The 26,526-nt window shown below is 69.7% G+C and carries 24 protein-coding genes; 15 read left to right on the top strand and 9 right to left on the bottom strand.

Annotated features, from left to right (window positions below; genetic code table 11):
* Positions 1–2: 2 nt before the first annotated feature.
* From HUA78_RS28555 to HUA78_RS28540, 4 genes are all read left to right on the top strand, one after another.
* The gene (locus HUA78_RS28555; protein ID WP_174477585.1) at positions 3–1,619 is read left to right on the top strand and encodes a serine/threonine-protein kinase; all 1,617 of its coding nucleotides are present in this window, start codon (positions 3–5) and stop codon (positions 1,617–1,619) included.
* Positions 1,619–4,135 (top strand): TonB-dependent receptor domain-containing protein, encoded by a 2,517-nt coding sequence (locus HUA78_RS28550; RefSeq protein WP_371745677.1) that lies wholly within the window; start codon positions 1,619–1,621, stop codon positions 4,133–4,135. The genes HUA78_RS28555 and HUA78_RS28550 overlap by 1 nt, the downstream gene beginning before the upstream one ends.
* Positions 4,132–5,382, top strand: a complete 1,251-nt coding sequence (locus HUA78_RS28545; RefSeq protein ID WP_174457612.1) for a hypothetical protein — start codon at positions 4,132–4,134, stop codon at positions 5,380–5,382. The genes HUA78_RS28550 and HUA78_RS28545 overlap by 4 nt, the downstream gene beginning before the upstream one ends.
* 139 nt (positions 5,383–5,521) lie before the next feature.
* A complete protein-coding gene (locus HUA78_RS28540; protein WP_141648225.1) occupies positions 5,522–6,004 on the top strand; it encodes a response regulator in 483 nt (160 codons plus the stop codon).
* A 25-nt stretch (positions 6,005–6,029) separates the two neighbouring features.
* Here the strand turns inward: HUA78_RS28540 and HUA78_RS28535 are convergent, their stop codons facing one another.
* The 4 genes from HUA78_RS28535 to HUA78_RS28520 all read right to left on the bottom strand — a co-directional run bounded on the left by HUA78_RS28535 (position 6,030) and on the right by HUA78_RS28520 (position 10,241).
* Positions 6,030–6,656 carry a sulfite oxidase heme-binding subunit YedZ gene (locus HUA78_RS28535; RefSeq protein WP_174477584.1) on the bottom strand — a complete coding sequence of 209 codons (627 nt, stop codon included), beginning with the start codon at positions 6,654–6,656 and terminating at the stop codon, positions 6,030–6,032.
* 3 nt (positions 6,657–6,659) lie between these two features.
* On the bottom strand, positions 6,660–7,652 hold the full coding sequence (msrP, locus tag HUA78_RS28530; RefSeq protein ID WP_174477583.1) for a protein-methionine-sulfoxide reductase catalytic subunit MsrP: 993 nt from the start codon (positions 7,650–7,652) through the stop codon (positions 6,660–6,662).
* 6 nt (positions 7,653–7,658) lie between these two features.
* The gene (locus HUA78_RS28525) at positions 7,659–8,444 is read right to left on the bottom strand and encodes a fatty acid desaturase (RefSeq protein ID WP_174468339.1); all 786 of its coding nucleotides are present in this window, start codon (positions 8,442–8,444) and stop codon (positions 7,659–7,661) included.
* Positions 8,445–8,522: 78 nt separating this feature from the next.
* A complete protein-coding gene (locus HUA78_RS28520; protein ID WP_174457616.1) occupies positions 8,523–10,241 on the bottom strand; it encodes a hypothetical protein in 1,719 nt (572 codons plus the stop codon).
* A 191-nt stretch (positions 10,242–10,432) separates the two neighbouring features.
* Here HUA78_RS28520 and HUA78_RS28515 point away from each other — a divergent pair, with 191 nt between their 5' ends.
* From HUA78_RS28515 to HUA78_RS28505, 3 genes are all read left to right on the top strand, one after another.
* Complete coding sequence (locus HUA78_RS28515; RefSeq protein WP_174477582.1) at positions 10,433–11,233, top strand: endonuclease; 801 nt, start codon at positions 10,433–10,435, stop codon at positions 11,231–11,233.
* Positions 11,234–11,381: 148 nt separating this feature from the next.
* A complete protein-coding gene (gene htpG / locus HUA78_RS28510; protein WP_174477581.1) occupies positions 11,382–13,349 on the top strand; it encodes a molecular chaperone HtpG in 1,968 nt (655 codons plus the stop codon).
* A 156-nt stretch (positions 13,350–13,505) separates the two neighbouring features.
* Positions 13,506–14,492 (top strand): hypothetical protein, encoded by a 987-nt coding sequence (locus HUA78_RS28505; protein WP_174477580.1) that lies wholly within the window; start codon positions 13,506–13,508, stop codon positions 14,490–14,492.
* Between the two features lie 255 nt (positions 14,493–14,747).
* Here HUA78_RS28505 and HUA78_RS28500 read toward each other — a convergent pair whose 3' ends face one another.
* On the bottom strand, positions 14,748–16,001 hold the full coding sequence (locus tag HUA78_RS28500) for an NAD(P)/FAD-dependent oxidoreductase (RefSeq protein ID WP_174477579.1): 1,254 nt from the start codon (positions 15,999–16,001) through the stop codon (positions 14,748–14,750).
* A 190-nt stretch (positions 16,002–16,191) separates the two neighbouring features.
* On the opposite strand from HUA78_RS28500, the gene aroF reads away from it, so the two are divergent.
* From aroF to HUA78_RS28465, 7 genes are all read left to right on the top strand, one after another.
* The gene (gene aroF, locus HUA78_RS28495; protein ID WP_141648895.1) at positions 16,192–17,217 is read left to right on the top strand and encodes a 3-deoxy-7-phosphoheptulonate synthase; all 1,026 of its coding nucleotides are present in this window, start codon (positions 16,192–16,194) and stop codon (positions 17,215–17,217) included.
* A 3-nt stretch (positions 17,218–17,220) separates the two neighbouring features.
* Positions 17,221–18,237, top strand: coding sequence for an anthranilate phosphoribosyltransferase (gene trpD, locus HUA78_RS28490; RefSeq protein ID WP_174457620.1), 1,017 nt, complete (start codon positions 17,221–17,223; stop codon positions 18,235–18,237).
* Positions 18,238–18,293: 56 nt separating this feature from the next.
* Entirely contained in the window at positions 18,294–19,052 is a 759-nt protein-coding gene (locus tag HUA78_RS28485) for an indole-3-glycerol-phosphate synthase (RefSeq protein WP_174477578.1), read from the top strand.
* Complete coding sequence (locus tag HUA78_RS28480; RefSeq protein WP_174457622.1) at positions 19,049–19,687, top strand: phosphoribosylanthranilate isomerase; 639 nt, start codon at positions 19,049–19,051, stop codon at positions 19,685–19,687. Before HUA78_RS28485 ends, HUA78_RS28480 begins: the two co-directional genes overlap by 4 nt.
* A 5-nt stretch (positions 19,688–19,692) precedes the next feature.
* On the top strand, positions 19,693–20,898 hold the full coding sequence (gene trpB, locus HUA78_RS28475; RefSeq protein ID WP_174477577.1) for a tryptophan synthase subunit beta: 1,206 nt from the start codon (positions 19,693–19,695) through the stop codon (positions 20,896–20,898).
* Positions 20,895–21,686 (top strand): tryptophan synthase subunit alpha, encoded by a 792-nt coding sequence (trpA, locus tag HUA78_RS28470; protein WP_174463178.1) that lies wholly within the window; start codon positions 20,895–20,897, stop codon positions 21,684–21,686. The genes trpB and trpA overlap by 4 nt, the downstream gene beginning before the upstream one ends.
* A gap of 221 nt (positions 21,687–21,907) precedes the next feature.
* Positions 21,908–22,495 carry a hypothetical protein gene (locus HUA78_RS28465; RefSeq protein ID WP_174477576.1) on the top strand — a complete coding sequence of 196 codons (588 nt, stop codon included), beginning with the start codon at positions 21,908–21,910 and terminating at the stop codon, positions 22,493–22,495.
* Between the two features lie 17 nt (positions 22,496–22,512).
* Here HUA78_RS28465 and HUA78_RS28460 read toward each other — a convergent pair whose 3' ends face one another.
* Positions 22,513–22,929, bottom strand: coding sequence for a hypothetical protein (locus tag HUA78_RS28460; RefSeq protein ID WP_174467266.1), 417 nt, complete (start codon positions 22,927–22,929; stop codon positions 22,513–22,515).
* 139 nt (positions 22,930–23,068) lie between these two features.
* Between HUA78_RS28460 and HUA78_RS28455 the strand changes: the two genes are divergently transcribed.
* Complete coding sequence (locus HUA78_RS28455; RefSeq protein WP_174463177.1) at positions 23,069–23,665, top strand: histidine phosphatase family protein; 597 nt, start codon at positions 23,069–23,071, stop codon at positions 23,663–23,665.
* A gap of 21 nt (positions 23,666–23,686) precedes the next feature.
* Here the strand turns inward: HUA78_RS28455 and HUA78_RS28450 are convergent, their stop codons facing one another.
* The 3 genes from HUA78_RS28450 to HUA78_RS28440 form a co-directional block, all read right to left on the bottom strand.
* Complete coding sequence (locus HUA78_RS28450) at positions 23,687–24,166, bottom strand: hypothetical protein (RefSeq protein ID WP_174457625.1); 480 nt, start codon at positions 24,164–24,166, stop codon at positions 23,687–23,689.
* A gap of 159 nt (positions 24,167–24,325) precedes the next feature.
* Positions 24,326–24,889: an aminodeoxychorismate/anthranilate synthase component II gene (locus tag HUA78_RS28445; RefSeq protein ID WP_141647862.1), complete on the bottom strand. Its 564-nt coding sequence runs from the start codon at positions 24,887–24,889 to the stop codon at positions 24,326–24,328.
* On the bottom strand, positions 24,886–26,379 hold the full coding sequence (locus tag HUA78_RS28440) for an anthranilate synthase component I family protein (RefSeq protein ID WP_141647867.1): 1,494 nt from the start codon (positions 26,377–26,379) through the stop codon (positions 24,886–24,888). The genes HUA78_RS28445 and HUA78_RS28440 overlap by 4 nt, the downstream gene beginning before the upstream one ends.
* Between the last annotated feature and the right edge of the window lie 147 nt (positions 26,380–26,526).

Below are 26,526 nucleotides of genomic sequence, written 5' to 3'. Positions count from 1 at the left end.
ACATGATCGAAAGCAACGCCCCGACGAATGGCGCCCCACCCGAGCTGGTGGACCCGCTTCTTGGACGGGTCCTCAATGAGCGCTTCCGCATCCTGGAGACCCTGGGTGCCGGTGGCATGGGCCGCGTCTACAAGGCCATGCAGGCGCCACTGGACCGACTGGTCGCGCTGAAGGTCCTCAACCCTCACTACAACGACGAGGGCAAGGACCCGGGCTTCCAGAAGCGCTTCTTCCTGGAGGCCAGCGTCACCGCGAAGCTGCGCCATCCGAACACCGTCACCGTCATCGACTACGGCAAGACGGACGACGGCATCTACTACATCGCGATGGAGTACCTGGATGGGCTCACGCTCAGCCAGTTGCTCACGCAGATGGGACCGATTCCGTGGGCGCGCGCGCTCAACATCACGCAGCAGATCGCCCGCTCGCTGCGCGAGGCGCACAAGGTCGGCCTCATCCACCGCGACCTCAAGCCCGCCAACGTCATGGTCCTCAACCAGGAGACGGACCACGACATCGTCAAGGTGCTCGACTTCGGCCTGGTGAAGTCCTTCATCGGCGAGAGTGAGGCGCAGCAGGACACGTCGCTCACGCAGGCGGGCATCATCCTCGGCTCGCCGCAGTACATGGCGCCGGAGCAGGCGCGCAACATCGCCGACCCGCGCAGCGACGTGTACAGCATGGGCGTGGTGCTCTATCAGATGCTGATGGGCCAGCCGCCCTTCCTCGCCGCGCAGAGCATCGACGTCATCGTCAAGCACATCAACGAGCCGCCGCCGCCCTTCGGCGCCATCTGGCCCGGCCACGCCGTGCCCGCCGAGGTCGAGGCGCTGGTGATGAAGTGCCTGGCCAAGCTCCCCGTGGAGCGCTACCAGTCCATGGACGAGGTGCTGGAGGCCATGCGCCGAGTCGCGCACGCCGTCGGCGTCAGCGGCGTCTTCAGCGGCCCCCGCCTGACGGGCGTCGGCAGCGGACCTCGCAGCGGCCCCATCAGCGCGCCTGGCGCCGGCTCCGGCCCCAGCACCATGGCGCTGGACATCGCTGTCGAGGAGCCACCCGCGAAGCCCGGCAAGAGCATGGTGCCGCTCGCCATCTTCGGCGGCTCGCTGCTGCTGGGCGGCGCCGTCGCGCTGGCGTTCGCGCTGCGCCCCTCCACGCCGATGCCCAAGCCCCTGGCCTCGCCCCCCATCACCGCGACGGCGCCCGCCAACCCGACGCAGCCCCCGGCCGTCCCCACCCGGCCGGCCGCCGCCGCGAACTCCCCGGCGACGGCCGCCCTGGGCGCCGCGGATGATGAACTGGCGCTGGCGCCGCTCGTGCCTGGCAATGGCCCCACGGTGCGCTTCGAAATCACCAGCGAGCCCAGCGGCGCCCGCGTGCGCTATCGCGGCAAGGACCATGGCGAAACGCCCCTGAACCTCAAGGTGCCCCTGGACGACGATGGCAGCGCCAGCGCGGTGCTGACCTTCACGATGGACGGCTATCAGCCCGTCACCATCACCGCCACGGGCTCCGGTACCAAGCAGCTCGTCACCCAAAAGCTCAAGAAGAAGTCGAGTCCTCCCCGTCCCCCGCGGGCTTCTGACTCGAACGACAAATTCAAGGACAACCCGTACTAGTGAGACACTACAAAGCCCTTCAACGAGTGGGCCTGCTCGCGCTGTGTCTGTGCGCGACGCAGGTCCTGGCGGACGCACGTCTCGAAGCGCGTCGCCATTTCCGCAACGGCATGAGCCTCATCGGCAAGAAGGATTACGACGAGGGCATCGCCGAGCTGGAGCAGGCCTACGCCATCAAGCCGCACCCCAACGTCCTCTACAACATCGCCCGCGCGTACCAGGACGCGGGCCGGACGGCGGAGGCGCTCGACGCCTACAAGCGCTACGTCACCAGCAGTCCGGCGGACGCGGCCTCCGTGGAGGCCACCATCGCCGCGCTCGAGGAGAAGCAGCGCGCGAGCCAGGCCGCGGCGCAGCCGGAGGACAACTCCGCGCTGCCCATGCCGCCCCCGCCCGCCAGCATCCAGTCGCAGCAGCAGTTGGGCGCGCTCCTGGAGCGGCTGGAGAAGGCGATTGAGCGCGCGGAGACCATGCCCACGACGGGCCCGGGCACCGCGACGCCGTCCACGTATGTCCCGTCCGCGCTGCCCGGCCTCGCGGAGGCGGCGAGCGGCGATGACGGCGCGGTGCCCTACGAGGAGCGCGTGGTGACGGCGAGCCGCCGTGCCCAGTCCTCGCTGGAAGCACCCAACGCCACGACGGTCATCACCGCCGAGGACATCCGCCTGTCGGGCGCCACCAGCCTGCCGGAGCTGCTGCGGCGGGTGCCTGGCGCGGACGTGATGTCGCTGGGCATCGGCAGCGCCAACGTGTCGCTGCGCGGCTTCAACCAGCGCATCGCCAACAAAGTGCTCGTGCTGGTGGACGGCCGCACCGAGTACCAGGACTTCCTCGGCCTGACGCTCTGGTCCTCCATCCCCATCGGCCTGGACGAAATCGAGCGCATCGAGGTCATCCGCGGCCCGGGCAGCGCGCTGTACGGCGCCAACGCCATGTTGGGCGTCATCAACATCATCACCCAGTCCCCGGGCTCGGGGCCCCGCGCGCGCTTCAACGTCACGGCCGGCACCGGCAACAGCGTGGCGGGCTCGTTCCTCAGCCACGGCAACACGGGCGCGCTGCGCTACCGCACGTCGGTGGCGTACTCGCAGGCGGACAAGTGGAGCCGCGACTACGCCAGCAACCGTCCGGACATCGTGCTCAGGGACCCGGACCCGGACATCGGCATGCGCGGCGCGCGCGCCACCCTGTCCGCCGTGTACACCTTCGCGGACGACAAGCAGGTGGGCCTGTCCGGCGGCGTGCACCGCTACACCACGGAAATCTATCCGCTGGGCCTCTTGCGCAACTACTTCATGGACGGCCTGGGCGCCTACGCCAAGGGCGACGTGGAGCTGGGGCCGCTCAAGCTCAAGACGTTCTGGAACCACATCTCCGGCAGCGCCGGTCCCCAGTACGAGCCCATTGGACAGCGCTCGCTGGGCACGGACATCAGCTCCAACCTCTTCAACGCCGAGCTGCTCTTCGCGCGCGCCTTCCAACTGGGCGGCGAGCACCAGCTCAACGTGGGCGTCGAGGGACGCCTCAAGCGCGTGGGCTGGGACTACCTGGGCCCGCTGCGCGAGGAGATTCACGCCGCGGCCTTCGTGCAGGACGAGTGGCGGCTGGCCGAGCCCCTGCGCCTGGTCGCAAGCTACCGCGTGGACCGGCACCCGCTGCTGGACGCAGGGACGCCGGGCCTCGCGCACTCGCCGCGCATCTCCGCGCTGTTCATCCCGATTGAAGGCCACGCGTTCCGCATCAGCGCGGCCTCCGCCTTCCGTGAGCCGACGTTCCTGGAGAGCTACACGCGCCTCCTGGTCCCCGTGCAGGGCGTCAACGGCGCCAGCGCGCTCACCACCGGCAACACCGCGCTGCGCCCCGAGCGCCTCACCGCCTTCGAGCTGGGCTGGCGCGGCGAGTCCGCGGAGCTGGGCATGGACTGGGATGTGGCCCTCTACCAGAACCGGGTGAAGGACCTCATCGGCCTGTCCGCCTTCGAGCGGCTGCCCGCCGGCGAGTCGTATGACGCGGCCTCGGGCAACTACCTCATCGGCCGCTCGCGCTTCGTCAACGAGGACTCCATCTACACCGCGCGCGGCGTGGAAGCGGGCCTCACCCTGGCCCCCGTGGACGGCCTGGGCATCAAGGCGAGCGCCGCCTTCCAGAACGTGACGTCGGACCTGGAGGAGAAGGAGGCGTGTGGGCCGTGCAGCCAGGCGCCGCAGCTCAAGCTGTACGGTGGCGTCACCTACCGCACCAAGGCGGACCTGGAGTTCGGCGTGGACGTGGCCTACACCTCGTCCACCACGTGGATTGAGCGCGAGCCCGCCGCGTCGGACCCCACCCGCATCGAGCTCTTGTCCAACCCGCTGGGCGCCTACGCCGTCATCAACGCGCGCGTCGGCTACGCGGCGGTGAAGAACACGGTGGACGTCGCGCTGGTGGGCAGCCAGCTCGGCTCCGCTCACTCCCAACATCCTTTCGGCAACCGCATCGAGCGGCGCGTCTACGCGACGCTGACGGTGACTCCATGAGCCGCACCCTCCCTTCCTGGAAGCAGTCGCTGGGAGGCGTCCTCGCCGCGTCCCTGCTCGTCGCGGGCTGCGAGTCCCCCACGGTGGTCCCCACCGCGGACGGACGGCAGAACATCCACACCGCCCGCATCGAGGGCAGCCTCGTCGTGCAGTCGCGCTCGCGGGGCAACGCGGTGGTGTTCATCTACGACGCGGACCGGCCACCTCCGCCGCAGGGCACGGGCCGCCCCATCGCCTTCACCGTCGTTCCGGCCGAGCAGCTCTTCGGCCCGGCGCTCGGCACCGACGCGCCCGGCCCCTTCACCGCGCCGTTCTCGCTCAGCCTCGTCGCGGCGGGGCGCTACACGCTGCGCGGCTTCATCGACGTGGACTCCTGCCGCTCCGGCGCGACGCCCTGCCACTTCTCCGACTTCAATCCCTGGTACGGCGTCACCAGCGAGCCCAACCAGGGTGACGTCGGCGGCGCCGCCGTGGACCCCACCACCGGCGTCCCCCTGACGCTGGAGGTCGCCGTGGACCAGGAGGGCCATCCCCTGCCCCTCACCAACGTCACGGTGAGCTTCTCTCAGGCGAGCGCGCAGGTGCCGGTGGACCGGCCCGCGTTCCAGGCCAGCGTCATCGTCGGCGGAGACGCCGTGCTCACCGCGGGCGGGCCGCCCAAGGTGCTGCGCCTGGTGCCCCAGAGCATCGAGGGCGGCGCGGTGGAGCAGCGCCCCAAGGCGTTCCTCGTCAGCTACGTGGACGCTAACCGCGACGGCGTCCCGGATGACGCCAACCGCGACGGATTCGGCGACCTCTGGCCGCGCGTCGTCGTGCGCAAGCTGGCGGACTCCCCCGGGTTGCTCGAGGACAACGACCTGGACCGCAACGGCATCCTCGATGCGAATGGCACCGACTATCCGCACGCCGACGGCACCCGCGATGGTCAGCCGGACCTGGTGGTGCTGGCGGCGGCGCTCGTGCCGGACGCGCTCTACCCGGCGCTCACGGATGAGGCTGGAAACCCGCGCATGACGCCCGTCCCCGTGGCGGAGCTGCACATCGGCGTGCAGGCGGTCGCCCTGGATGCTCGGGACCCGGCCGCTCCCGCGCGGTTGGAGGGACTGCCGAAGGGGCGTTACTCGGTGGTGCTGATCCAATCCACCGGACAGACGTGGCGCGTGCCCAACGAGCTGGCGCCCGCGATTGCCACGGGCATCGGGTTGACCGGGGTGGAGAGCCAGGCGTTCGTGCTCGAGGCCCCCTGATTCCCGCTTCGTCAAGTGGGGTATGGGACGCCCCACGTTCGAAAAACGAGAGGAAGGACGGTGCTTTGACTTCGGCATGTCCTTCCGTCAACATGATTGGGTCTCCAGGGGGACAGCCCCACCAGAGGTTGATGATCCGATGAAGGCCGGCACCCTCCCCTCCCCAGAGCCCGTACCCAACCGCACCACGACGGACCCGGCGCGCCCTCTGGGAGGCCGGACCACCGCGGGCGCGGTGCCCCAGCGTGTCCTGCTGGTGGATGACAGCCGCTCCATCCGGACGCTGCTGAAAATCTACCTGATGGCCCGCAACTTCGAGTTCCTGGAGGCGGAGTCCGCCGAAGAGGGACTGAAGGTCGCCGAGGCGGAGACCATCGACCTCATCCTGACCGACTTCCACATGGACGGGATGAACGGCGCCGACTTCGCGGCGCAGATTCGCGCCAACGCCAACCCCAAGCTGGCCAAGGTCCCCATCCTGATGATGACGGGTGACCCGAACGTGGCGGAGGTCCGCGCCCTGGGTCAGAAGGCCGGCATCAGCGCCTTCGTCCGCAAGCCGGTGAGCTGCGCACAGCTCATGACGCTGGTGGACACCATCCTCCCGCTGCCGCGCAAGTAGTCCCCCAAGCGGCTCGCGCCGTCACTCACGCCGGGTTCCGGGCCGCCGAAGCGGTGCGGGCCCGGCGTTTTCGCATCGCCTCTCTCACGCGCACCGCGAACAGCAGCGCCAGCACCGCGCCGTAGACGAGCGGCTCGGTGACGTCCTGCTTCACCCGCCACACGAAGTGCACCACGCCCAGCACCGCGGCCACGTAGGCCAGCCGGTGCAGCCGCTGCCACCGGGGAAAGCCCAGCCGGCGCACCCAACGGTTCGTGGAGGTGACGGCCAGCGGCACCAGCAACACCAGCGCGGTGAAGCCCACGGTGATGAAGGGGCGCTTCACCAGGTCCTCCAGCAGCGCCTTCAGCGACAGGCCCTGGTCCAGCACGAGGTACGTGAGGAAGTGCGCGCACGCATACGTGAAGGCCAACAGGCCCAGCGTGCGGCGGATGCGCGCGGGCCACGTCCACCCGGTGACGATTCGCAGCGGCGTGCATGAAAGCGACGCCAGCAGCAGCACCAGCGCGAGCAGCCCCGTCTGGTTGAGCGCCGTCTCCACCGCGTTGGGCCCCAGCGCGCCTTGAGGCCCCTGCACGGCGAGGAGCGCCAGGGGCGCGAGGCCGCCCACGGCGAGCGCGGGGTTGAGCCAGGGATGCGGAGGCGAGGCCATGGCTCAGTAGTTCTTCCGCAGGTCCAACCCCGTGTAGAGGTGGGCCACCTGCTTGGCGTAGCCGTTGAAGGGCAGCGTGGGGCGGCGCTCGAAGCCCTCGCCGATGCGCCGCTCGGTGGCCTGACTCCAGCGCGGGTGTGCCACGGCGGGGTTCACGTTGGCGTAGAAGCCGTACTCCTCCGGCCCCGCGAGGTTCCACGTGGTGAAGGGCTGCTCGCGAGTGAGGCTGATGCGGACAATGGACTTGATGCCCTTGAAGCCATACTTCCACGGGACGACGAGCCGCAGCGGCGCGCCGTTCTGCGCGGGGAGCTGCCGGCCGTACAGGCCCATGGCCATGAAGGTGAGCGGGTGCAGGGCCTCGTCCAGCCGCAGCCCTTCCACGTAGGGCCAGTCCAGCACCGCTCGCGTCTGGCCGGGGAGCTGCTCCGGGTCCATCAGCGTGGTGAAGGACACGTAGCGCGCGTGACTGGTGGGCTTCACCCGGGCGAGCAGCGCGGCCAGCGGGAAGCCCAGCCACGGAATCACCATGGACCAGGCCTCCACGCAGCGCATCCGGTAGACGCGCTCCTCCATGGAGAACCAGGAGAGCAGCTGGTCGATGTCCACCGTCTGGGGCTCGTGCACCTCGCCGTCGAGCGTGACGGTCCACGGCCGGGGCTTGAGCAGGTGCGCGAGCCGGGCCGGGTCGTTCTTGTCGAGCCCCAGCTCGTAGAAGTTGTTGTACGTGGTGACGTCCTCGTACGGCGTGCGCGGCTCGTCCGTGTCGAAGACGCCCGTCGCCTTCGCCACGGGCCCCGTCACCTGCCCCGCGTCCGGGACATAGGCGTCCATGGCGCGGCGCTGCTTGCCGCTCAGGAGGTACAGGCCCCCCGCGACGGCGGCGGCGGTGCCGGCGAACAGGCCCGCGTTCTTCAGGAGCTCGCGGCGGCGGAGGTAGAGCGGTTCAGGGGTGACTTCGGAGCCGGGCGGCTCCACGGGCGGCTTGTCGCTCATGCCCCTTTATAACGGGCCCACCCGTCCGGCGGTTACATCGCGGGCGGTGGAGGCTGCGCGCGACGCGTCGGCGCGGGCGTCCTTGACCCGCCACAGTCGCCACCAGGGCGTGCCAGGGGACTGGTGGTGCTCCCAGTGGTAGCCGAAGAAGAAGCAGGACAGCATGGCCCACAGGTGGTTGCGCGGCAGGGTGCGCGCGTGGTGGGGCGCCATGTCCGGAGTCTCCGGGCGCCGGTGCGGCTGGTAGGTGCCGAAGTAGAAGAGCTGCAGCGTGCCCAGCACGGCGGGCAGCACCCAGAACGCGAGGATGCGCGGCTGGGAGACTCCCATGAAGACGAAGATGTTGAACTTGGCCGCCATCACCCCCAGCTGCGGGAGCGTGGTGTAGCGGGCCATGAACGTCCCCAGCCACGGCCAGAAGGACTGGGTGCGGGTGGAGAAGTCCGGGTCCGCGTCGCCCGTGGGCTGCTCGTGGTGGGCGTGGTGGTTGAGCACCAGTCGGCGGTACGACAGGCCGGCGAAGAGGAAGCAGGCGACGGTGCCCACCGTCTCGTTCACCCAGGACTGTCGGGCCACCGTGCCGTGCATGGCGTCATGGCCGGTGATGAACAGGCCGGTGCACAGCCATGCCTGCAAGGCGACATGCAGCCAGGTGAGCGGGGAGTCCCAGGGCAGCTCGGGCGACAACAGCATCCACGACAGGTGCGTTCCCCACGCGCCCAGGATGACGAGCGCGACGAGGATGCCCCAGGGGCCAGGCGGGGCCGAGCGATAGCGGGCCGAGTTCTCCATCTCTCCTGACTCATGGGGCCGGTCCGCCCGCCGCGCACGGGAAACGCACCGCGCGTGGGGGCGAACCAGCGACCGTGGCTACTTCCGCACGCCGGCGTCGGCCGCAGGTGCGGTGGCCTCGCGAACGAGTTCGTCCGCCGTGACGTAGTGGGGCGCGATGTCCACCGGGACGTCCTTCAGGCGCTCCAGCACCTTGCGCACCGGAGGCCGCACCACGCCCATCTTCGCCAGCAGGGCCTCGGCGGCCTTCCGGTCACCCCTGCCCTGGATTTCCATCAACTGCTTCGTCAGGGAGGCGACGGACTGCTGAATCTTCTCCGGCACCACGGAGAAGGTGCCATCCGCGTTGACCTTCACCGCCCCGGTGTCGAGGAAGTGATTGAGTTGGAGGGCCACGCCCTTGCCGTGCGCCTCGTCCGTGCCGAAGCGGATGGAGCGGAACGCGGAGGCCAGGAACGTCGTGTACATGGTGCGGCCCATCGACTTGTCGATGACCCCCGTGTCCATCAGCCGCTGGAGCGCCCACAGGCCGGAGATGTCCGCCTTGGCCTCCTCGAGCGCGCTGGAGGCCACCTGGAGCGCCTGCCGCACCGTCGTCGCCTTGCCGCCCACGGTGATGTTGTGCGGCCCCAGGCCGTGCATCAGCTCGTGCATCAGGATGTGCGTGAAGAAGGCATCGAAGGCCACGTCCTTCTGGTCCTTCGCGGACAGGGCCACCTTGGAGATGGGCACCAGCACGCGCTCGAACTTGGCCTCCTGCACGTTCTTCAGCATGACGCGCTTGGAGCCCATGGCCTCCGTGACGCGCTCGTCGTTGGGCAGGTTGTACGCCGCCGTCTGCACGCCGCGGTTGGCGTCACCCGAGGAGAAGAGGCTGTTGACAACGCGGATGGGGGCCAGCGCGCCAATCTTCGGGTTGCGCAGCTTCGGGTCGATGGGGAGGTTGCTCTCCAATTCCTGGAGGTGGTCGCTGAACTTGGACAGCTTCCCCGTCTCCGCTTCGTCGCGCAGGCCGACGAACGCCTCGAAGGCGGCCTTGTAGTTGAACCAGCCATCCTCGTAGACCTCGTAGGGTCCGACGGTGGGCTCGATGCTCGCGTCCAGCTTCATCCACGCGACTTCGCTGGCGTAGTAGTCGTTGGACAGGAACGCGTCCGCGCGCGAGGTGAGGAACGCCTTGAGCGTGGGCTGCTTCGTCAGCGCGGCGGCCTCGCGGAACAGGGAAGCGGCCAGCGCCAGCTCGCCCTGGTACTCCACGCTGTACGGCACGGTGATGAACTTGCCGTCGGTGCCCTTGCGGATGGTGGTGTAGAAGCCGGTGGCCTCCTTTTGCTGCGCCTCGGGCAGCGCCTTTATCCAGGCCTCGACTTCCGCCTTGGTGGAGCCGGCCGGGTAGAAGTTGCCGGCCTCCGGCTTCGGGGGCACGCCGGGCAGGAAGGGCCGCCCCTCGTCGAGGCTGTTCCACGGGCCCTTGTCCAACAGGAACGCGTGCAGGCGCGCGCGGCCCAGGGGCGACTCGTCCCTCAAGAGATTCAGCAGCACCGTCTCGCTGCCCGCCCAGCGCTGGCGCAGGAACAACGCGTCCATCAGCTGCGAGGCCTGGACGATGCGGGCCAGCGCGCGGCGCTCGTTGTCGGGCAGGGCCTTCAGGTCCACCCGCAACTCCACCGGAACAAAGCGCGCGGTGAGCCGCTGCAGCTCCGCGGCGTCGGGGAACGAGGTGGGGGCTTTCTCCTCGGCGACAGCGGAGCCGGACAGCAGCACCGCCCCGAGCAGGGACAGGAGGGTTCGGTTCATGGCTCTTCCCTACTCCAACCCCGCCCGCCCTCCCAACAATGCGTCGCCCCCGTGTACGTCAGAACATTTCAACCAGACGGTCCCATGACGCGTGACGCGACGCGCGTCGGGGCCTGCTGCCAACATGGGAGAGCCCTGGATTCCCCAGGTTCCTGGAGCCGGCCGAGGGGCTGGCTCATGAAGAGGTTTTCATGACGACGAACCGACTCTCTCTCCTCTCCCGGTGGCGCGCGGCGCTGTGCGTGCTGGCCGGGCTCGCCGTGGGCCTCTCGTCGGCCTCCGCGCACGCGGCGGACGAGGTGAAGCTGCTCAAGGCGGTGAGCACCGTGGGCACCCGCTACGGGCAGACGTGGCAGGACGTCACGTACTTCGTGGTGGTGAAGAACCTGGCCTACGAGAAGCAGGTGGCCATCCACGACAAGCAGCCCGACGGCACCTGGACGGACCTGGCCGCTTCCTACGCGGGCGATGCGGGCGCGGGGCTGGAGCTGTGGAAGGTGACGCGGCAGTACCAGAGCTGGGGGACGACGCCCCAGCCGACGCGGGATTTGGAGTTCGTGGCGAAGTTCACCGTGAATGGCCAGACGTACTGGGACAACAACGGCGGGGCCAACTACCACCTGGGCCGCGCGGACGGGCCGCTGTTGCCGCGCGCCAACGTGCTGGTGGGCACGAGCTACTGGCAGCCCACGGGGGACGTGGACATCGGCATCGACGTGAAGAACCTCGCCTACTCGAAGAACGTCACCGTGGTGTACTCCACGGACGGGTGGGCCACCTCGCACCAGGTCGCCGCCACCTTCACCACCGGGTACTCCGTGGGCTACTCCTACGTCTCCAGCCCCAACGCCCAGGGCGTGGAGCGTTGGCAGGCCCGGATTCCCGCCGGGACGGGCACCCCGGCCTACTACGTCCGCTACGAGGTGAACGGACAGACGTACTGGGACAGCAACTTCGGCTACAACTACCCGCCCGTCTACCCTCCCCTGTAACCCACCCGAGGGGGGACCCGGGTGCCAGGCCTTCACGGGCCCGGCCCGACGGCAGGCTCCCGGGCACCCTCCCCTCGACAGGCTGTTTTCCATGGTTATGGGGAGACGACGCTTGCCGCCCACCCGGGCGCCCGGAGGCCCTGTACCCATGACCGTCGAAGCTGCCCCCCAGCGGGAAACCCACGCCTTCCAGGCGGAGATCAACCAGCTCCTCAGCCTGGTCATCAACTCGCTCTACAGCCACAAGGAGATCTTCCTGCGTGAGCTGGTGTCGAACGCGTCGGACGCGCTCGACAAGCTGCGCTTCCGCGCGATTACGGAGCCGGAGCTCCTGTCGGACGCGCCGGAGCTGGAGCTGCGCATCACCCCCGACGCGGAGAAGAACACGCTCACCATCGAGGACACCGGCATCGGCATGTCCCATGACGAGCTGGTGAAGAACCTGGGCACCATCGCCCACTCCGGCTCGCGCGAGTTCCTCCAGATGGCGACCCAGCGCGGGCAGAAGGACGTGCAGCTCATCGGCCAGTTCGGCGTGGGCTTCTACAGCGCGTACCTCGTCGCGGACCGGGTTGAAGTCGTCAGCCGCGCGGCGGGCAAGGACTCGCAGGCGTGGAAGTGGTCCTCGGAGGCCCACGGCTCCTTCACCGTGGAGCCCGCCGAGCGCGCCGCCCGGGGCACCGCCGTCATCCTCCACCTGAAGGAGGACCAGAAGGAGTTCCTGGACGAGTGGCGGGTGCGCTCGCTGATTACGCAGTACTCCGACTACGTGGGCCACCCCATCAAGCTCCAGGTGAAGAAGACCACCGGGACGGGGGACGACGCGAAGACGGAAGTCGCCCTGGAAGTGGTGAACAAGGCGAGCGCGCTGTGGCAGCGCTCGAAGAGCGAAATCACCGACGAGCAGTACCAGGAGTTCTACAAGCACCTGACCCACGACTGGGACGTGCCGCTGGCGTGGACGCACTTCAGGGCGGACGGCAACCAGCAGTTCACCGGGCTGCTCTTCGTGCCGAAGAACCCGCCGTTCGACTTGAACGCGCAGCAGCAGCGCGGGGTGCGGCTGTTCGTCAAGCGCGTGTTCATCATGGACCGCTGCGAGGAGCTGGTGCCGCAGTGGCTGCGCTTCGTGCGCGGCGTCATCGACTCGGATGACCTGCCCTTGAACGTGTCGCGCGAGCTGCTCCAGGACTCGCAGGTGGTGCGCGCCATCCGCAAGCACGTGGTGAAGAAGTCGCTGGACCTCCTGGAGAAGCTGGCCAAGGACAAGCCCGAGGACTACACGGCGTTCTGGAAGTCGTTCGGCACGGTGCTCAAGGAGGGCCTGGCCACCGAGGCCGAGCACAAGGACAAGCTGGGCGGCCTCCTGCGCTACGAGAGTTCTCGCGAGGAGGGGCTGACGTCGCTTTCGGACTACGTGTCGCGCATGAAGGAGGGCCAGGAGGCGCTCTATTACATGTACGGCGAGTCCCGGAAGGCGGTGGAGGACAGCCCGCACCTGGAGGCGCTGAAGCAGCGCGGCTACGAGGTCCTCTTCATGACGGACCCGGTGGACGAGTGGGCCGCGCAGGGGCTGCGCGAGTTCCAGGGCAAGCCGCTGGTGTCCGCGCTCCAGGCGGACCTGAAGCTGCAGTCCACCGACGAGCAGAAGAAGGAGCACGAGCAGAACTCGGAGGGGCTGAAGGGACTCACCGCGAAGATGAAGGACGTGCTGCAGGACTCGGTGCGCGAGGTGCGCGTGTCGGACCGCCTGACGGACTCGCCGGTGTGCCTCGTGGTGCCGGAGGGCGGCTCGCCGGCGTACCTGGAGCGGCTGCTCCAGCAGCGGGGCAAGGGGATGCCGCGCGTGAAGCGCATCCTGGAGGTCAATCCCAAGCACCCGGTCATCGAGCACCTGAAGGCCGTGCACGAGAAGGACCCCGCGCAGGCGCAGGTGTCCGAGTGGATTGAACTCTTGCATGACCAGGCGCTGCTCACCGAGGGCAGCACCATCTCCGACCCGAACCGCTTCGCGCGTCGGCTGACGGCGCTGCTGACGCAGGTGGCGGGGCAGGCCGCGAAGGCGCCGGTGCCCGAGGTTCCGGCCCCGGCGGTGCCCACGCAGGCCGCGAGCTGACGGCGGCGGCCATGGACCTCCGCCCTGCTTATCCGGGGCTGGAGGTCCGTGGCGGGACTGTTCCGCCGACGTCTGGTGGACAGCGCTGGTGACCTTTCGCGCAAATCGAGGCCGCGGCATTAGACAGCCTTGTGAGTGATAGGGAATGATGGCCGGATGTCCCAGACCTCCTTCGCCGTCTTCACTTGCGACATCCTTCCGACGGCGGCCCCCTCGGCGCGCGCCGCCATCCAGGGAGTGGTCCGAGCCGAGCTCAGCAAGCCCCGCCGGCGCGTGCGTCAGCCGCTCGGCAACCAGTGGCTGGTGCGCTTCGATGACGGGGGCTTCAACGCCTTCGTCCTGGTGATGAGCACGCTGCGCGCGCGCCACCCGGATGCCTTCCGCTATCTGGTGGTGGGCTGGAATGACATGGGCTCGGTGGCGCTCTATCCGCTGGGTGGCGCGGCGCCCACGACGCTCAGCCTCGTGACGGCGATGGCGGCCGTGGCCTCTGGCGCGGATGAGCTGGCGGCGCCGTTGCTCCTGGCCTCGGGTCCGCTGACCGCGGAGTCGTTCCCCTTGCAGTGGACGGAGGAGGCCGGCGCCGCGGAGGACCTGCTGGGTGCGCCGCCGCCCCGGGCGAAGCGAGCTGCCGCGACGGGCCCCCGGCGAACGGTGACGCGTGCCAGGACGGCGCCCGTGGCTCCGGCGGCGAGCGTCGCCGTGCCGGTCACCGCCAGCGTCGCGGTGGTGCGGGAAGTGGCGCCCGTCGCGAAGGCCCCCGTGGCGCCCACCGTGAGCGCGGCTCCGGCGAGTGTGGGCGAGGAGACGAAGGGCCGTGCGCGCAAGAACGCCCGTCACAAGGTGGGAAGCGGCAAGGCGCGTGGGAAGCAGGCCGTGAAGCGCGCGGGTGCGAAGGCGGGTGGCAAGAGCGCCGCGAAGGCACCTCGTGCGGAGCGCGCGGCCGAGGCCGCGAAGCGGCGGCGTCCTACCGCGACCAGCAAGCGGTCTGGGGGAGCCCTCAGCCGCAAGCGACACGGTGCGACGGTGAGCGCCAAGCGCTCCACGTCGGTCAAGGCGACGCGAGGTGCCGCGGCGAAGGCCAAGGCGCCCAAGGCCCCTCGCGGGGCGGCGAAGCGCAAGGGCAAGAACCGCGCTCGCTGAGCCGAAGCCTGAACGCCGCGCTCGTCGATTCGAGATGGAGCGCGGCGCTCGCTGAGCCGAAGCCTGAACGCCGCGCTCGTCGATTCGAGATGGAGCGCGGCGCTCGCTGAGCCGAAGCCTGAACGCCGCGCTCGTCGATTCGAGATGGAGCGCGGCGCTCGCTGGGCCGCGGCATGAGCCCACGCGCGCGGAGATGTGGCTCGAACACGGTGCTCGCCTCGCAAGCGCGGTGCCCACCGTGCGCGCTGCCCCCCGCTACGAGTACAGCCCCAGGTCCGTGAGCACGGCCTCGGCCGCGCGGCGCCCCGAGCCCAGCGCGCCATGGATGGACGCGCTGTCCCGATGGTCACCGCACACGTAGAGCCCGGGTGACAGTCGAACCGGACGGTGTGGAGGCTCCAGCGCCTCCACCGTCTGCGCGGGCAACGCGAACGGCAGCGAGTACGTCCGCAAATGCCGCCACTCCGCCACGCCCGCGCCAAACCACTCCGTCAATTCCTCACACACCCGCGCGCGCAGCGCCTCCCCATCCGAGGACACGCCCAGCACCGACACGGACACGAGGGACTGTCCGCGCGGCGCATACGCCGGAGAGACCTCGCTCATCATCGCCACGTTGTTCACCACGCCCCGCCCCTCGCCGTTGAGCACCAACCAGGGCCCCTCCACCGGTGGCGCGGGCGCGGCGAAGTAGAGACACGTCACCGCGTTCATCATCGGCACCGGCATACCGGGCAGCAGCCGCGCCGCGGCCGGCGGGTCCGCGGCCACCACCACCGCCTGCGCACCCACCATCTCCCCGTCCGCCAACCGCGCACGGTGGCCCCACACCTCCGCCACGGGTGCGTGTCCGCGCAGGCACCCGGGGGGCAGCTTCGCGGCGAGCTGCTCGGGAATCGCGCCCATCCCCTGCTCCGGCACGCCCGCGTCCCCCGAGGAGAACATGCGGAAGACGAACTCGAGGAACCTGCTGGACGTCATCAGCGAACGGTCCAGGAAAACGCCCGCCAGGAAGGGCCGCAAGAAGCCCTCCACCATCTCCTCCGTGAAGCCCAGCTCCTCCAGGTAGCGCCGCGACGTGCGCTGGGGACGCAGCCACACGTCCACCTCCTCGCCCGAGCGCGCCAGCTGCCGCAGCTCCAACACCCGCAGCTTGTCCCAGAAGGTGCCGACCGAACCGAACAGATGGGCGAGCGCCGTCACGGGCTGCCGCAGCGGGTCCACCACCGTGTGCAGCCGCCCGCCCCGCCACACCTTTGCTCCGGGCATGAAGCAATGGAGCTTCAGCGCCTCGACATCCAGTATCCGCTGAGCTTCCGGATAGGCCGTGAGGTACACCTGGAATCCCCGGTCGAGCAGGAAACCCTCGTGCACGTCGGTGCGCACGCGGCCACCCGGTTCCGCCCCGGCCTCCAGGAGCATCACTTTCAAGCGGGATTGGACGAGCGCTCGCGCGCACGCCAGCCCCGAGAGTCCCGCGCCCACGACGATGACGTCCGGGTTCGACACGTGCTCTCCCACATCCGCGCTGGCCCCCCTCCATGCTGGGTCGCCTGGAGCGCGAGCCGCAAGTGGCACTGTCGTCCGGGTTGCTCGCGAGCGAACACTGTGCGGAACTGGCAGGCGAGGTTTCGAAACCTCGAGGCCTCACAACGCCGGCTTCCCGGCGTCAATTAGCGGAGAGAAAGCGGGTATCCCCATGTTGATCGTGATGCGACCAGACGCGACGGCCCAGGACATCGAGCGTGTGAACGACGAGATCCGCCGTCGTGGCTGGCAACCGCACGCGATTCCAGGGGGCACTCGCACGGCCATCGGCATCACCGGCAACCCCGGTGCGGTGGAACCCGAACCCTTCCGAGTGCTGCCCGGCGTCGCGGACGCGGTCTCCATCTCCCAGCCCTTCAAGCTCGTCAGCCGCGAGGTGAAGCCGGAGGACACGCAGCTGCGCGTGGGTGACCTCACCATCGGCGGCGCGTCGTTCCACGTCATCGCCGGCCCGTGCTCGGTGGAGTCGCGTGAGCAGATTCTCTCCACCGCGCACGCGGTGAAGAAGGCGGGCGCCACCATGCTGCGCGGTGGAGCGTTCAAGCCGCGCACCAGCCCCTATGAGTTCCAGGGCCTCAAGGGTGACGGACTGGCGCTGCTCATGGAGGCGCGCAAGGAGACGGGCCTGCTCGTCACCACCGAGGTGAAGGACACCGCGACGCTGGACGCGGTCGACGAAGCCACGGACATCCTGCAGATTGGCGCGCGCAACATGCAGAACTTCAGCTTGCTGGAGGCGGTGGGCGAGCGCCGCAAGCCGGTGCTGCTCAAGCGCGGCATGTCCGCCACCATCAAGGAGCTGTTGATGGCGGCCGAGTACATCGTCGCCCGAGGCAACACCCAGGTCATCCTCTGCGAGCGCGGCATCCGCACGTTCGAGACGATGACGCGCAACACGTTGGACTTGAACGCCGTGCCCATGCTCAAGCAGCTCTCGCACCTGCCCGTCTTCGTGGACCCCTCGCACGGCATCGGCGTGCGCAAGGCGGTGCCGGCGATGATGCGGGCGGCGGTGGCGGTGGGGGCGGACGGCATCATCGTCGAAGTGCACCCGGACCCGCCGCGCGCGAAGTCGGATGGAGCCCAGTCGTTGGACTTCCCCGAGTTCGAGAAATCCATGCACGAAGTGCGAGCGATTGCGCGGGCGATGGGCCGCGAAGTCGTGTCGCTGGGATAGGCGATGACACTCAAGGAAGCGCTGGGCAAGGTGGTGGGCCGGCGCGACCTCACCCGCGAGGAGATGGCCCGGGTCATGGGCCTGATGCTCGCGGGAGAGGCATCGCCTGCTCAAGTGGGGGCGCTGGCGACGGCGCTCAAGATGAAGGGGGAGACGGAGGACGAAATCCTCGGCGCGGCGGAGGCGATGCGGGCCTGCGCGGCGAAGCTGTCTCCCCGGGCGGAAGTGGTGCTCGACACCTGCGGTACCGGGGGTGATGGGGCGCACACCTTCAACATCTCCACCGCGGTGGCCTTCGTGGCCGCCGGGGCGGGGGTGACGGTGGCCAAGCATGGCAACCGCGCCGTCTCCAGTCGGTGTGGCAGCGCGGACGTGCTCGCCGCGCTGGGGGTCTCCATGGAGCGCCCGCATGAGCGCGTGGCGCTCGACATCGACGAGCACGGGGTGGGCTTCCTCTTCGCGCCCTCGCATCACAGCGCGCTGAGGCACGTGGCCCAGGCGCGGCGGGACATGGGCTTTCACAGCATGTTCAACCTGCTGGGTCCGCTGACCAACCCGGCCGGCGCGCGCTATCAGTTGCTGGGCACCTTCGACGGCAAGCGCGTGGAGCAGACCGCGCGCGTGCTGGGACGACTGGGCAGCCGGCGCGCGTGGGTGGTGCACGGCCACGACGGGCTGGACGAAATCTCGCCCTGCTCCCCCACCGAGGTGGCGGAGCTGCGAGAGGACGGCACGGTGCGAGTGTTCACCGTGAGGCCCGAGGACGCGGGGCTGGACCTGGTGCCTCGCGAGGCCATCGCCGGCGGCGACGCGGACGAGAACGCGCAGCGGCTGCGCGCGCTTTTGGCCGGCGAGCGCTCCGGGCTGCGCACGGCGGTGCTGCTCAACGCCGCGGCGGCGCTGGTGGTGGTGGGCATGGTGTCGGACCTGCGCGAGGGCGTGCGGAAGGCGGAGCACGCCATCGACTCAGGGGCGGCGGCGCGCAAGCTGGCTTCGCTCATCCACGGGGCCGTGTCGTGAGCGGGGCACATTCAGGAAGTGCGTCTCCGGCCGCGCCGGGGACGCTGGACCTCATCATGGCGCGCAAGCGACGGGAGCTGGCCCAGCGGCCTCCCCTGTCGCCGCGCGCGCGTCCCGAGCCACGTGACTTCGCGGACGCGCTTCTGAGACGAGCACCGGGGCGCCTGGTGAGTGTCATCGCGGAGGTGAAGCGCAAGAGTCCCTCGGGCGGCGCGTTTCCGCACGCGGACGTGGTGGCGGTGGCCCGGGCCTACGAGGCCGCGGGGGCCAGTGCCATCAGCGTGCTGACGGACGGGCCGGACTTCGGTGGCGCGCTGGAGGACCTCGTCGCCGTGCGAGCGGCGGTGTCGGTGCCGGTGCTGCGCAAGGACTTCCTCGTCGCGGCGCGCGAGGTGGAGGAGAGCGCGCTGTGGGGCGCGGACGCGGTGCTGCTCATCGCGGATGCGCTGGAGGATGGCGAGCTGCGGGAGATGCTCGCCACGGCGCGCGCGGTGAAGGTGGCCGCGCTGGTGGAGGCTCATACGGAGGCGCACGCCGAGCGAGCCCTGGCGGCGGGCGCGGAGCTGGTGGGCATCAACAACCGGGACCTGGCCACGTTGAAGACGGACGTGGGCACGGCGTTGCGGGTGATGCCTCGGCTTCGGACTCGCGCTCGGGGCCTGGTGGCCGAAAGCGGGCTCAAGTCCGTGACGGAGCTGGTGTCGGCGCGTGAGGCCGGAGCTGACGCGGTGCTGGTGGGTGAGTCGCTCTTGCGCGACGCGGACCCTGGACGGGCGCTGCGGCGGCTGCTCGGCGAGGAAGGCCTGTCACCGTGAGCGTTCGGGTGAAGGTCTGTGGTGTCACCCGGCTGGAGGATGCTCGAGGCGCGTGGGAGGCGGGCGCGGATGCGCTCGGGCTCAACTTCTACGCACGCTCTCCCCGGTGCGTGGACGTGGCCACGGCGGCGGCGCTGGCGCGGACCCGGCCGCCGCTGGGCGCGGTGGTGGGCGTGTTCGTCAACGCCTCGCCGGACGACATCCGAGCGAAGGTGCGGGAGTGCGGCCTCACGGCGGTGCAGCTCCATGGGGACGAGCCTCCGGAGGCCTGCTCGGGGTACGGGGTGCCGGTCATCAAGGCGCTTCGCGTGCAGGGGCCGGATGATGTGGCGCGGGCTCGGACGTATCTGCGAGTGGGAGACGTGGCCGGGCTGCTGTTGGACGGGGCGGCGCCGGGGTATGGCGGGGGCGGCGTGGGCTTCGACTGGTCGCTGGTGGCGGGGCTGTCGGGGCATGGCGTGCCGGTGTTGGTGGCGGGTGGATTGAAGCCCTCCAACGTGGCGGAGGCGGTGCGCGCGACGCGGCCGTACGGAGTGGACGTGGCCAGCGGGGTGGAGTCGGCCCCGGGCATCAAGGACATGGACGCGGTGCGCGCCTTCGTGCGGGCCGCGAAGTCCATCAACCTCTGGGAGTGACAGGGATGAACACGGAGACTGCCGCCGGTCGCTTCGGGCGCTTCGGCGGGCGCTACGTGCCGGAGACGCTCGTCCCGGCGCTGATGGAACTGGAAGAGGCGTACGCGGCGGCTCGCGCGGACCCGACGTTCGACGCGGAAGTGGCGCGGGTGCTGCGCGAGTTCGTGGGCAGGCCCACGACGCTGACGCCCGCGCGCCGGCTGACCGAGGCGTGGGGGGGCGCGCACGTCTGGCTCAAGCGCGAGGACCTGGCGCACACGGGGGCGCACAAAATCAACAACACCGTGGGGCAGGTGTTGCTCGCGTTGCGCATGGGCAAGAAGCGCATCATCGCGGAGACGGGCGCGGGCCAGCACGGCGTCGCGACGGCCACCGCGTGCGCGCTCTTCGGCCTGCCGTGCGAGGTGTACATGGGCGCGCTGGACGTGGAGCGGCAGGCGCTCAACGTCTTCCGGATGCGCGCGCTGGGCGCGGTGGTGCGCCCCGTGGAGTCGGGCTCGCGGACGCTGAAGGACGCGATGAACGAGGCCATGCGCACCTGGGTGTCGCAGGTATCGGACACGCACTACGTCATCGGCAGCGCGGCGGGGCCGCATCCGTATCCGACGGTGGTGCGCGACTTCCAGGCCATCATCGGCAAGGAACTGCGCACGCAGGCGCAGGCCGCCTTCGGGAAGCTGCCGGATGCGATTGTGGCGTGCGTGGGTGGCGGTTCGAATGCGATTGGCGTGCTGCATCCGTTCATCGGCGACGCGAGCGTCCGGCTCATCGGCGTGGAGGCGGGAGGCCATGGGCTGGACTCGGGTCAGCATGGTGCGTCGCTGACGCTGGGTTCGGAGGGCGTGTTGCACGGCTCGCGCTCGCTGGTGTTGCAGGACGGGGACGGACAGATTCAGGAGGCGCACAGCATCTCGGCGGGCCTGGACTATCCGGGCGTGGGGCCGGAGCTGGCGCATCTGGCGAAGACGGGGCGCATGGAAGTGCGCACCGCCACGGACGACGAGGCGCTGGCGGCGTTCTACGAGGTGGCCCGGATGGAGGGCATCCTCCCCGCGCTGGAGACGTCGCATGCGTTCGCGCGAGGCAGGGAACTGGCGCGGGAGCTGGGCGTGGGTAGGTACCTGGTCATCAACTGCTCGGGCCGAGGGGACAAGGACGTCGCGACGATTTCCGCGCGAGGCGTCCCGCCCGCGGTGGGGGCGAAGGCGTGAGCGGCGATATCGCGAAGGCGTTCGCACGGGCGAAGGCGCGGGGCGAAGGCGCGCTGGTGGCGTACGCCATGGCGGGGGACCCGGACCTGCCGCGCTCGGTGGACGTGTTCACCGCGCTGGTGGAGGGTGGCGCGGACATCGTCGAGGTGGGCGTGGCGTTCAGCGACCCCATCGCCGACGGGCCCGTCATCCAGGGAGCCGCTGAGCGCGCGCTGAAGGCGGGCTCCACGCTGAAGCGCGTGCTGGAGGAGGTGGTGCCGGAGGTGCGTCGGCGCTGCCCGGAGACGCCGCTGGTCATCATGACGTACGTCAACGTCATCATGGCGATGGGTGAGGAGCGCTTCGCGAAGCTGGCGCGTGAGCGCGGCGTGTCGGGAGCCATCCTTCCGGACCTGCCGCCCGAGGAGAGCGGGAGCCTGCGCGCCACGTTCGACGCGGCGGGCGTGGACCTGATTCCGCTGTGCGCGCCGACGACGCCGCGAGCGCGAGCGGAGGCCATCGCGAAGGACGCGCGCGGCTTCGTGTACTGCGTGTCGGTGGCGGGGGTGACAGGCATGCGCGCGGAGCTACCGCCGGACCTGTCGCAGCGATTGGACCTGGTGCGCAACGCTTCGCCGGTGCCGGTGGTCGCGGGCTTCGGCATCTCCAGCGCGGACCAGGCGCGGACATTGTCGGCGCATGCGGACGGCGTGGTGGTGGGCAGCGCCATCGTCCGGGCCGCGCATGCTGACGGGCCTCAGGCCGCCAAGGCGCTCTGCGCTGAAATCAAGCGCGGCCTGAAGCGCTGAGCGAAGAGGCTTCGGTACGAGGGAGAACGGCGCGAGGAACCCGTCCTCGCAGCGCCTCTCTCGTACCGCACGCGAAGCTATCGGAACGCGTCACCCTGGACCATCTGCATGGCGGAGGGCGCGCACCTGCCATGTAGGAATCGTGATGGGACCGTGAGGAACCCCAAGCCCTCGCCATGTCTCATGACGGCCTTTCCGACGGAGTTGGAGAGGAGTCCTTCATGAGATGTGGCAACTGGGCCGGAGTGATGGCGACGGCGCTGTTTACGGCGAGCCCCACGCACGCGCAGATGGAACCACAAGCAGTCTCCCCACTGGCGTGCCTGCTTACGGCATCGCATGGGGCGCTCCGAATCCACTTCGAAATCAATCGCTGTTACGTCAGCGAGTCGGGGACGGTGAACCTCATCCTGACGCCCTTCGTGGCGAAGATTGAAGGAGGATACGACTCGGGGCTCTACTTCAGCCTCCGAGTGTCACAGCGGACGCTCTCACCCATCGCCGGATACCAGATGGTCCGCGAGTTGGTGGATGCAGCCACCCAGCAAGAGACAGCGCCCGATTGCGGAGACAATGGGAGCTATCGGGCGGCCCTTGAGTGGAGCTGCGATACCCGGAGCACCGCCGGCTGGCAGACCACTGCGCTTAGCGCCCCCACTTGCTACGCGGACATCTTTCCTGACCTCCCCTATGGGACCGCTACGCACAAGGGGACCGCCGTGGACACGAAAGCGGAGGAGCCGTTCTACATGCGCGCCTACGGCATCCATCGCGTTGCGAACCGGATGCTCCAGGAGGCACTGCGCTAAAGCGGGCCCGGCGCACCTCAAGGAGAGGCCGAGCGAGCCTTCTCCCAGATGGCCCGGTAGTCATACGTCGGGTAGAACTCCGTGCGGAACGCGCCCCACGCGCCCTTCTCGAACGCGAGGTTCACCTCGCGCAGTTTCTCGGGAGGAAGCCGCACGGTGACGACCTGTCCCACGCCCATCATCACGTACCAGGACACCACCTCCACGCCGGGAGGCGGGAAGCTCTTGCGAAAGCCCGTGCGGTCCAAATGCGCGTTGATCTCCTCCAGCGTCTTGCCCTGGTCGTGCTTCATGAAGATGGTCAGCAACATCGTGCCATCCGTGCTGGCCCCCTTCCCCGCTGGAGCCTGCGCATGTCCCGGCAGCGCCAGTGTCGAGGCCAGGAGCAACGCGAGGACGGTGGAAGCATGGGGCAACGGGCGAAGGTGACGCATGCGTGACTCCTCGGGAGCAACGTGAATCACCCCAGGGTGCGGTGGACGACGCACGGGTTCAAGCCTCGCGCGTCCGTCGTTGGACAGCGGACCAGATGAAGCGCGCGCCTGGGACGGCGTGGATGGCACAATCCGACCAATGAAAACGCGGGGTCCGCAGGTGGTGCTCGTCCGGCACGGAGAGACGGCATGGAGCCGCAGTGGCCAGCACACGGGGCGCACGGACGTCCCGCTGCTGGAGGAGGGTCGGAAGATGGCGGCGCTGCTCGGCGCCCCCCTGCGCGCCTGGACCTTCTCCCAGGTGTGGAGCAGCCCCCTGAGCCGAGCCTTCGAGACCTGCGCGCTGGCCGGCTACGGCGACGCGGCCCAGCGGCGTGATGACCTCATGGAGTGGGACTACGGCGACCACGAGGGCCGCACCGGCGCGGAGATTCGCGTGGAGCACCCCGGCTGGACGGTGTGGAAGGACGGAGTGCCCCACGGCGAGACAGTGCAACAGGTGGGCGCTCGCGCGGACCAGGTCATCGCCGATGCCCGCGAGGAGAAGGGAGACATCCTCATCTTCTCCCACGGCCACTTCCTGCGCGTGCTCGCCTCGCGCTGGCTGGGCCTCCCGCCGGATGATGGCCGACTGTTCCTCTTGAGCACCGGCTCCATCAGCGTGCTCGGCTCCGACGGAGATGCCGCCCAGCCGGCACTCGCCGGCTGGAACGACACCACCCACCTCAAGGGGTGAGCCACGCCACGCGGCGCGGGCTCAGCACTCTCCGCAGCTCAGCACGGAACCACTGCTCGTCTGCTCGTAGTCCGTGCACGAGGCGCCCGCCGGATTGAAGCACACGCGATAGCGCTCCTGCGCGCCCATGAGCGCGGGGTTGGGCTCGCGGTAGAGGATGCCGCAACACGGGGGCAGCAGCTCCGCGCCGTCCTTCGCGGGAGGCGCCTCGGCGGCGACGCCATTCGGACAGCCCCAGGGGTCCTCCTCGCAGACCCAGCGCGTGCCACAGGCGGAATTGAGGCCGCAGTAGCTACCACCCACGGAGTACCAGGGAGACCAGTTCGCGCAGGAGTCGTAGCCCGGGCACATGCCCAGCGCCGAGTCCACGCTGGACAGCTCCATCTCCTCCACTGGTACGTCCTGTCCACCTTCCGCGGACGACGCGCCTCCGCACGCGCCCAGCATCAGCGCGCCGAACACCACGGCAAGACCGCGCAACACCACGCTTCGGTTTCTCATCGAGGCTCCCTTCCGGCGCCGACCCCGGGAGGGGGCCTCGGTCGCCGGAAGGGCGATGCTACGCATGCGGGTTTCCACGCCCTGGAGCCCTGCTTCGTCGCAATCCAGACAGAGTCAGTCGAGCGACAATGACCCAGCCCCACAGGGCGATTCCCTTCTCTACAGGCGCCCCTCCAGGAAGTTCTTCACCAGGGTGGGTCCCTCGGGAGTCAGCACGCTCTCCGGATGGAACTGGAAGCCCACCACGGGCTTCTCGCGGTGGCGCAGCGCCATGACGAGCCCGTCCTGGCTCCACGCGATGGGCTCCAGTTCGGACGGCAGCGAGGACGCCTCCACGATGAGCGAGTGGTAGCGCGCGGCCTGGAACCCCTGGCTCGCGCCGGTGAAGACACCCGAGCCTCCGTGCTGGATGCGCGCGGACTTGCCGTGCACCGGCTCCGGTGCGCGTATCACCTTGCCGCCAAAGGCCGCGCCAATGGACTGATGTCCCAGGCACACGCCCAGCACCGGCACGCGCGACTGGGCAATCGCGGCCACGCTGATTCCGGCCTCGTGCGGCGTGCAGGGGCCCGGGGAAATCACCAGATGTGACGCCCCCTGGGCCGCGACGCCCGCGATATCGAGCGTGTCATTGCGCACCACCTTCACCTCGGCGCCCAGCGTGTAGAGGAGCTGGACGAGGTTGAAGGTGAATGAGTCGTAGTTGTCGATGACGAGAATCATCGGCCACCTCCCTCACGAGCCAGCCGGAGCGCGGCGGCCATGGCACCCGCCTTGGCCTCCGTCTCATCGGCTTCCTTCGACGGCACCGAGTCCGCCACCAGTCCCGCGCCCGCGGTCCACATGGTCCGGTCTCCATCCACGAAGAAGGTGCGCAAGGCGATGGCCACATCCAGCGTGCCGCAGAAGGACAGGTAGCCCACCGCGCCCGAGTAGGGCCCGCGCCGCTGCACCTCCAACTCGTCGATGATCTGCATCGCGCGAATCTTCGGCGCGCCGGATACGGTGCCAGCGGGGAAGGTGCTGGCCAGCGCATCGAGCGCGTCGAACTTCGAGTCCAGCTTCCCGCGCACCTGCGAGACGATGTGCATCACGTGGCTGTAGCGCTCGATGACCATCAGGTCCTCGACGCGCACCGAGCCCGGCGCCGCCACGCGACCCACGTCATTGCGGCCCAGGTCCACCAGCATGATGTGCTCGGCGCGTTCCTTCTCGTCCGCGAGCAGCTCCTTCTCCAACGCCAGGTCCTCCGCCTCGGAGGCTCCGCGCCGCCGCGTGCCGGCGATGGGGCGCACCACCACGTCCCCGTCGCGCACCTGCACGAGCAGCTCCGGCGATGCACCCACCAGCGCGCGCGCCTCGCCCAGCTCCACCAGGAACAGGTACGGCGAGGGGTTCACGCGCCGCAGCGCGCGATAGAGCGACAAGGGAGGAGGCGCGCCTCGCGACTCGAAGCGTCGCGCGAGCACCACCTGGAAGATGTCGCCCGCGCGGATGTATTCCTTGGAGCGCTCCACCGCGGCCTCGTAGCTGGCGCGGTCCCAGCAGGCCACGGGCTCCCCATCGCCCTTCATGCGAGGCGAAGGTGCATAGGCCTCCGGAGGCAGCGGCTTGAGGAGTCGCTCGGCCATGGACTGCGCGCGGTCCTCCGCGTCCTTCAGCGCGACGGCCACGCTGGCATGCAGCGAGGGCCGGGCGATGGCGGTGACCTTGAGCGTCCCCGTGCGCGAGTCGTGGGTGACGAAGTCCTCGGAGATGAGCCACTCGGAGTCCGGAAAGGACGTGTCGCGAGGGTGCCGGTCCGGAACGGTGGGCTCCATCCACGAGACGCAGTTGTAGTCCATGTACCCCACGAGCCCGCCGAGGAACGGCGCCTCACCGGGGAGCCGGGCCACCGCGAGTTCACGCCACAAGGAGCGCAACACGTCCATCGGCTTGCCGTCGCGTCGCTCCTCGCGCGAGCCACGCCACACGGTGGCGCCGTGCGCGTCCAGGCGCACGCGACCCGCGGCGTGGGTGCCCACGTGGCTGTAGCGCCCGAAGCGCTCGCCGCCGTAGCACGACTCGAGGATGAAACCGCGCGAGCCTCCGCCCAGCTTCAGATACGCCGACAGCGGCGTGTCGAGGTCCGCCGGCAACTCCACCGAGACCGGCACTGCCTCGCCCTGCTCCGCGCGCTGGCGGTAGGCCGCCTTCCGCTCCTGTGCATCCATGGTCATGACCTCTCCCCCGCTACCGCATTGTCTCCGTCCTCCAGACGACCGAGGACTTCGCTCCGGGTGGCGACTCCCGCGCGACCTTCAAGCGCACGCAAGCCGCGCCCCCGCGGCGCGGTCCTCGGTGTAGCGCGGCGGACGTGT

It is taken from the genome of Myxococcus sp. CA033 (assembly GCF_013336625.1).
Taxonomy (GTDB): Bacteria; Myxococcota; Myxococcia; order Myxococcales; family Myxococcaceae; genus Myxococcus; species Myxococcus llanfairpwllgwyngyllgogerychwyrndrobwllllantysiliogogogochensis.
The sequence above is the reverse complement of the archived record's forward strand: the minus strand, read 5'-3'. Positions and strand labels throughout refer to the sequence as shown.

Excerpts from the sequence above, each read along its gene's own strand:
- aroF (WP_141648895.1), top strand. The coding sequence starts at position 16,192 with ATGTTGATCGTGATGCGACCAGACGCGACGGCCCAGGACATCGAGCGT.
- htpG (WP_174477581.1), top strand. The coding sequence starts at position 11,382 with ATGACCGTCGAAGCTGCCCCCCAGCGGGAAACCCACGCCTTCCAGGCG.
- HUA78_RS28465 (WP_174477576.1), top strand. The coding sequence starts at position 21,908 with ATGAGATGTGGCAACTGGGCCGGAGTGATGGCGACGGCGCTGTTTACG.
- HUA78_RS28555 (WP_174477585.1), top strand. The coding sequence starts at position 3 with ATGATCGAAAGCAACGCCCCGACGAATGGCGCCCCACCCGAGCTGGTG.
- trpD (WP_174457620.1), top strand. The coding sequence starts at position 17,221 with ATGACACTCAAGGAAGCGCTGGGCAAGGTGGTGGGCCGGCGCGACCTC.
- HUA78_RS28505 (WP_174477580.1), top strand. The coding sequence starts at position 13,506 with ATGTCCCAGACCTCCTTCGCCGTCTTCACTTGCGACATCCTTCCGACG.
- HUA78_RS28525 (WP_174468339.1), bottom strand. The coding sequence starts at position 8,444 with ATGGAGAACTCGGCCCGCTATCGCTCGGCCCCGCCTGGCCCCTGGGGC.
- trpB (WP_174477577.1), top strand. The coding sequence starts at position 19,693 with ATGAACACGGAGACTGCCGCCGGTCGCTTCGGGCGCTTCGGCGGGCGC.
- HUA78_RS28455 (WP_174463177.1), top strand. The coding sequence starts at position 23,069 with ATGAAAACGCGGGGTCCGCAGGTGGTGCTCGTCCGGCACGGAGAGACG.
- msrP (WP_174477583.1), bottom strand. The coding sequence starts at position 7,652 with ATGAGCGACAAGCCGCCCGTGGAGCCGCCCGGCTCCGAAGTCACCCCT.
- HUA78_RS28520 (WP_174457616.1), bottom strand. The coding sequence starts at position 10,241 with ATGAACCGAACCCTCCTGTCCCTGCTCGGGGCGGTGCTGCTGTCCGGC.
- HUA78_RS28515 (WP_174477582.1), top strand. The coding sequence starts at position 10,433 with ATGACGACGAACCGACTCTCTCTCCTCTCCCGGTGGCGCGCGGCGCTG.
- HUA78_RS28540 (WP_141648225.1), top strand. The coding sequence starts at position 5,522 with ATGAAGGCCGGCACCCTCCCCTCCCCAGAGCCCGTACCCAACCGCACC.
- HUA78_RS28535 (WP_174477584.1), bottom strand. The coding sequence starts at position 6,656 with ATGGCCTCGCCTCCGCATCCCTGGCTCAACCCCGCGCTCGCCGTGGGC.
- HUA78_RS28450 (WP_174457625.1), bottom strand. The coding sequence starts at position 24,166 with ATGAGAAACCGAAGCGTGGTGTTGCGCGGTCTTGCCGTGGTGTTCGGC.
- HUA78_RS28485 (WP_174477578.1), top strand. The coding sequence starts at position 18,294 with ATGGCGCGCAAGCGACGGGAGCTGGCCCAGCGGCCTCCCCTGTCGCCG.
- HUA78_RS28440 (WP_141647867.1), bottom strand. The coding sequence starts at position 26,379 with ATGGATGCACAGGAGCGGAAGGCGGCCTACCGCCAGCGCGCGGAGCAG.
- HUA78_RS28545 (WP_174457612.1), top strand. The coding sequence starts at position 4,132 with ATGAGCCGCACCCTCCCTTCCTGGAAGCAGTCGCTGGGAGGCGTCCTC.
- HUA78_RS28445 (WP_141647862.1), bottom strand. The coding sequence starts at position 24,889 with ATGATTCTCGTCATCGACAACTACGACTCATTCACCTTCAACCTCGTC.
- HUA78_RS28460 (WP_174467266.1), bottom strand. The coding sequence starts at position 22,929 with ATGCGTCACCTTCGCCCGTTGCCCCATGCTTCCACCGTCCTCGCGTTG.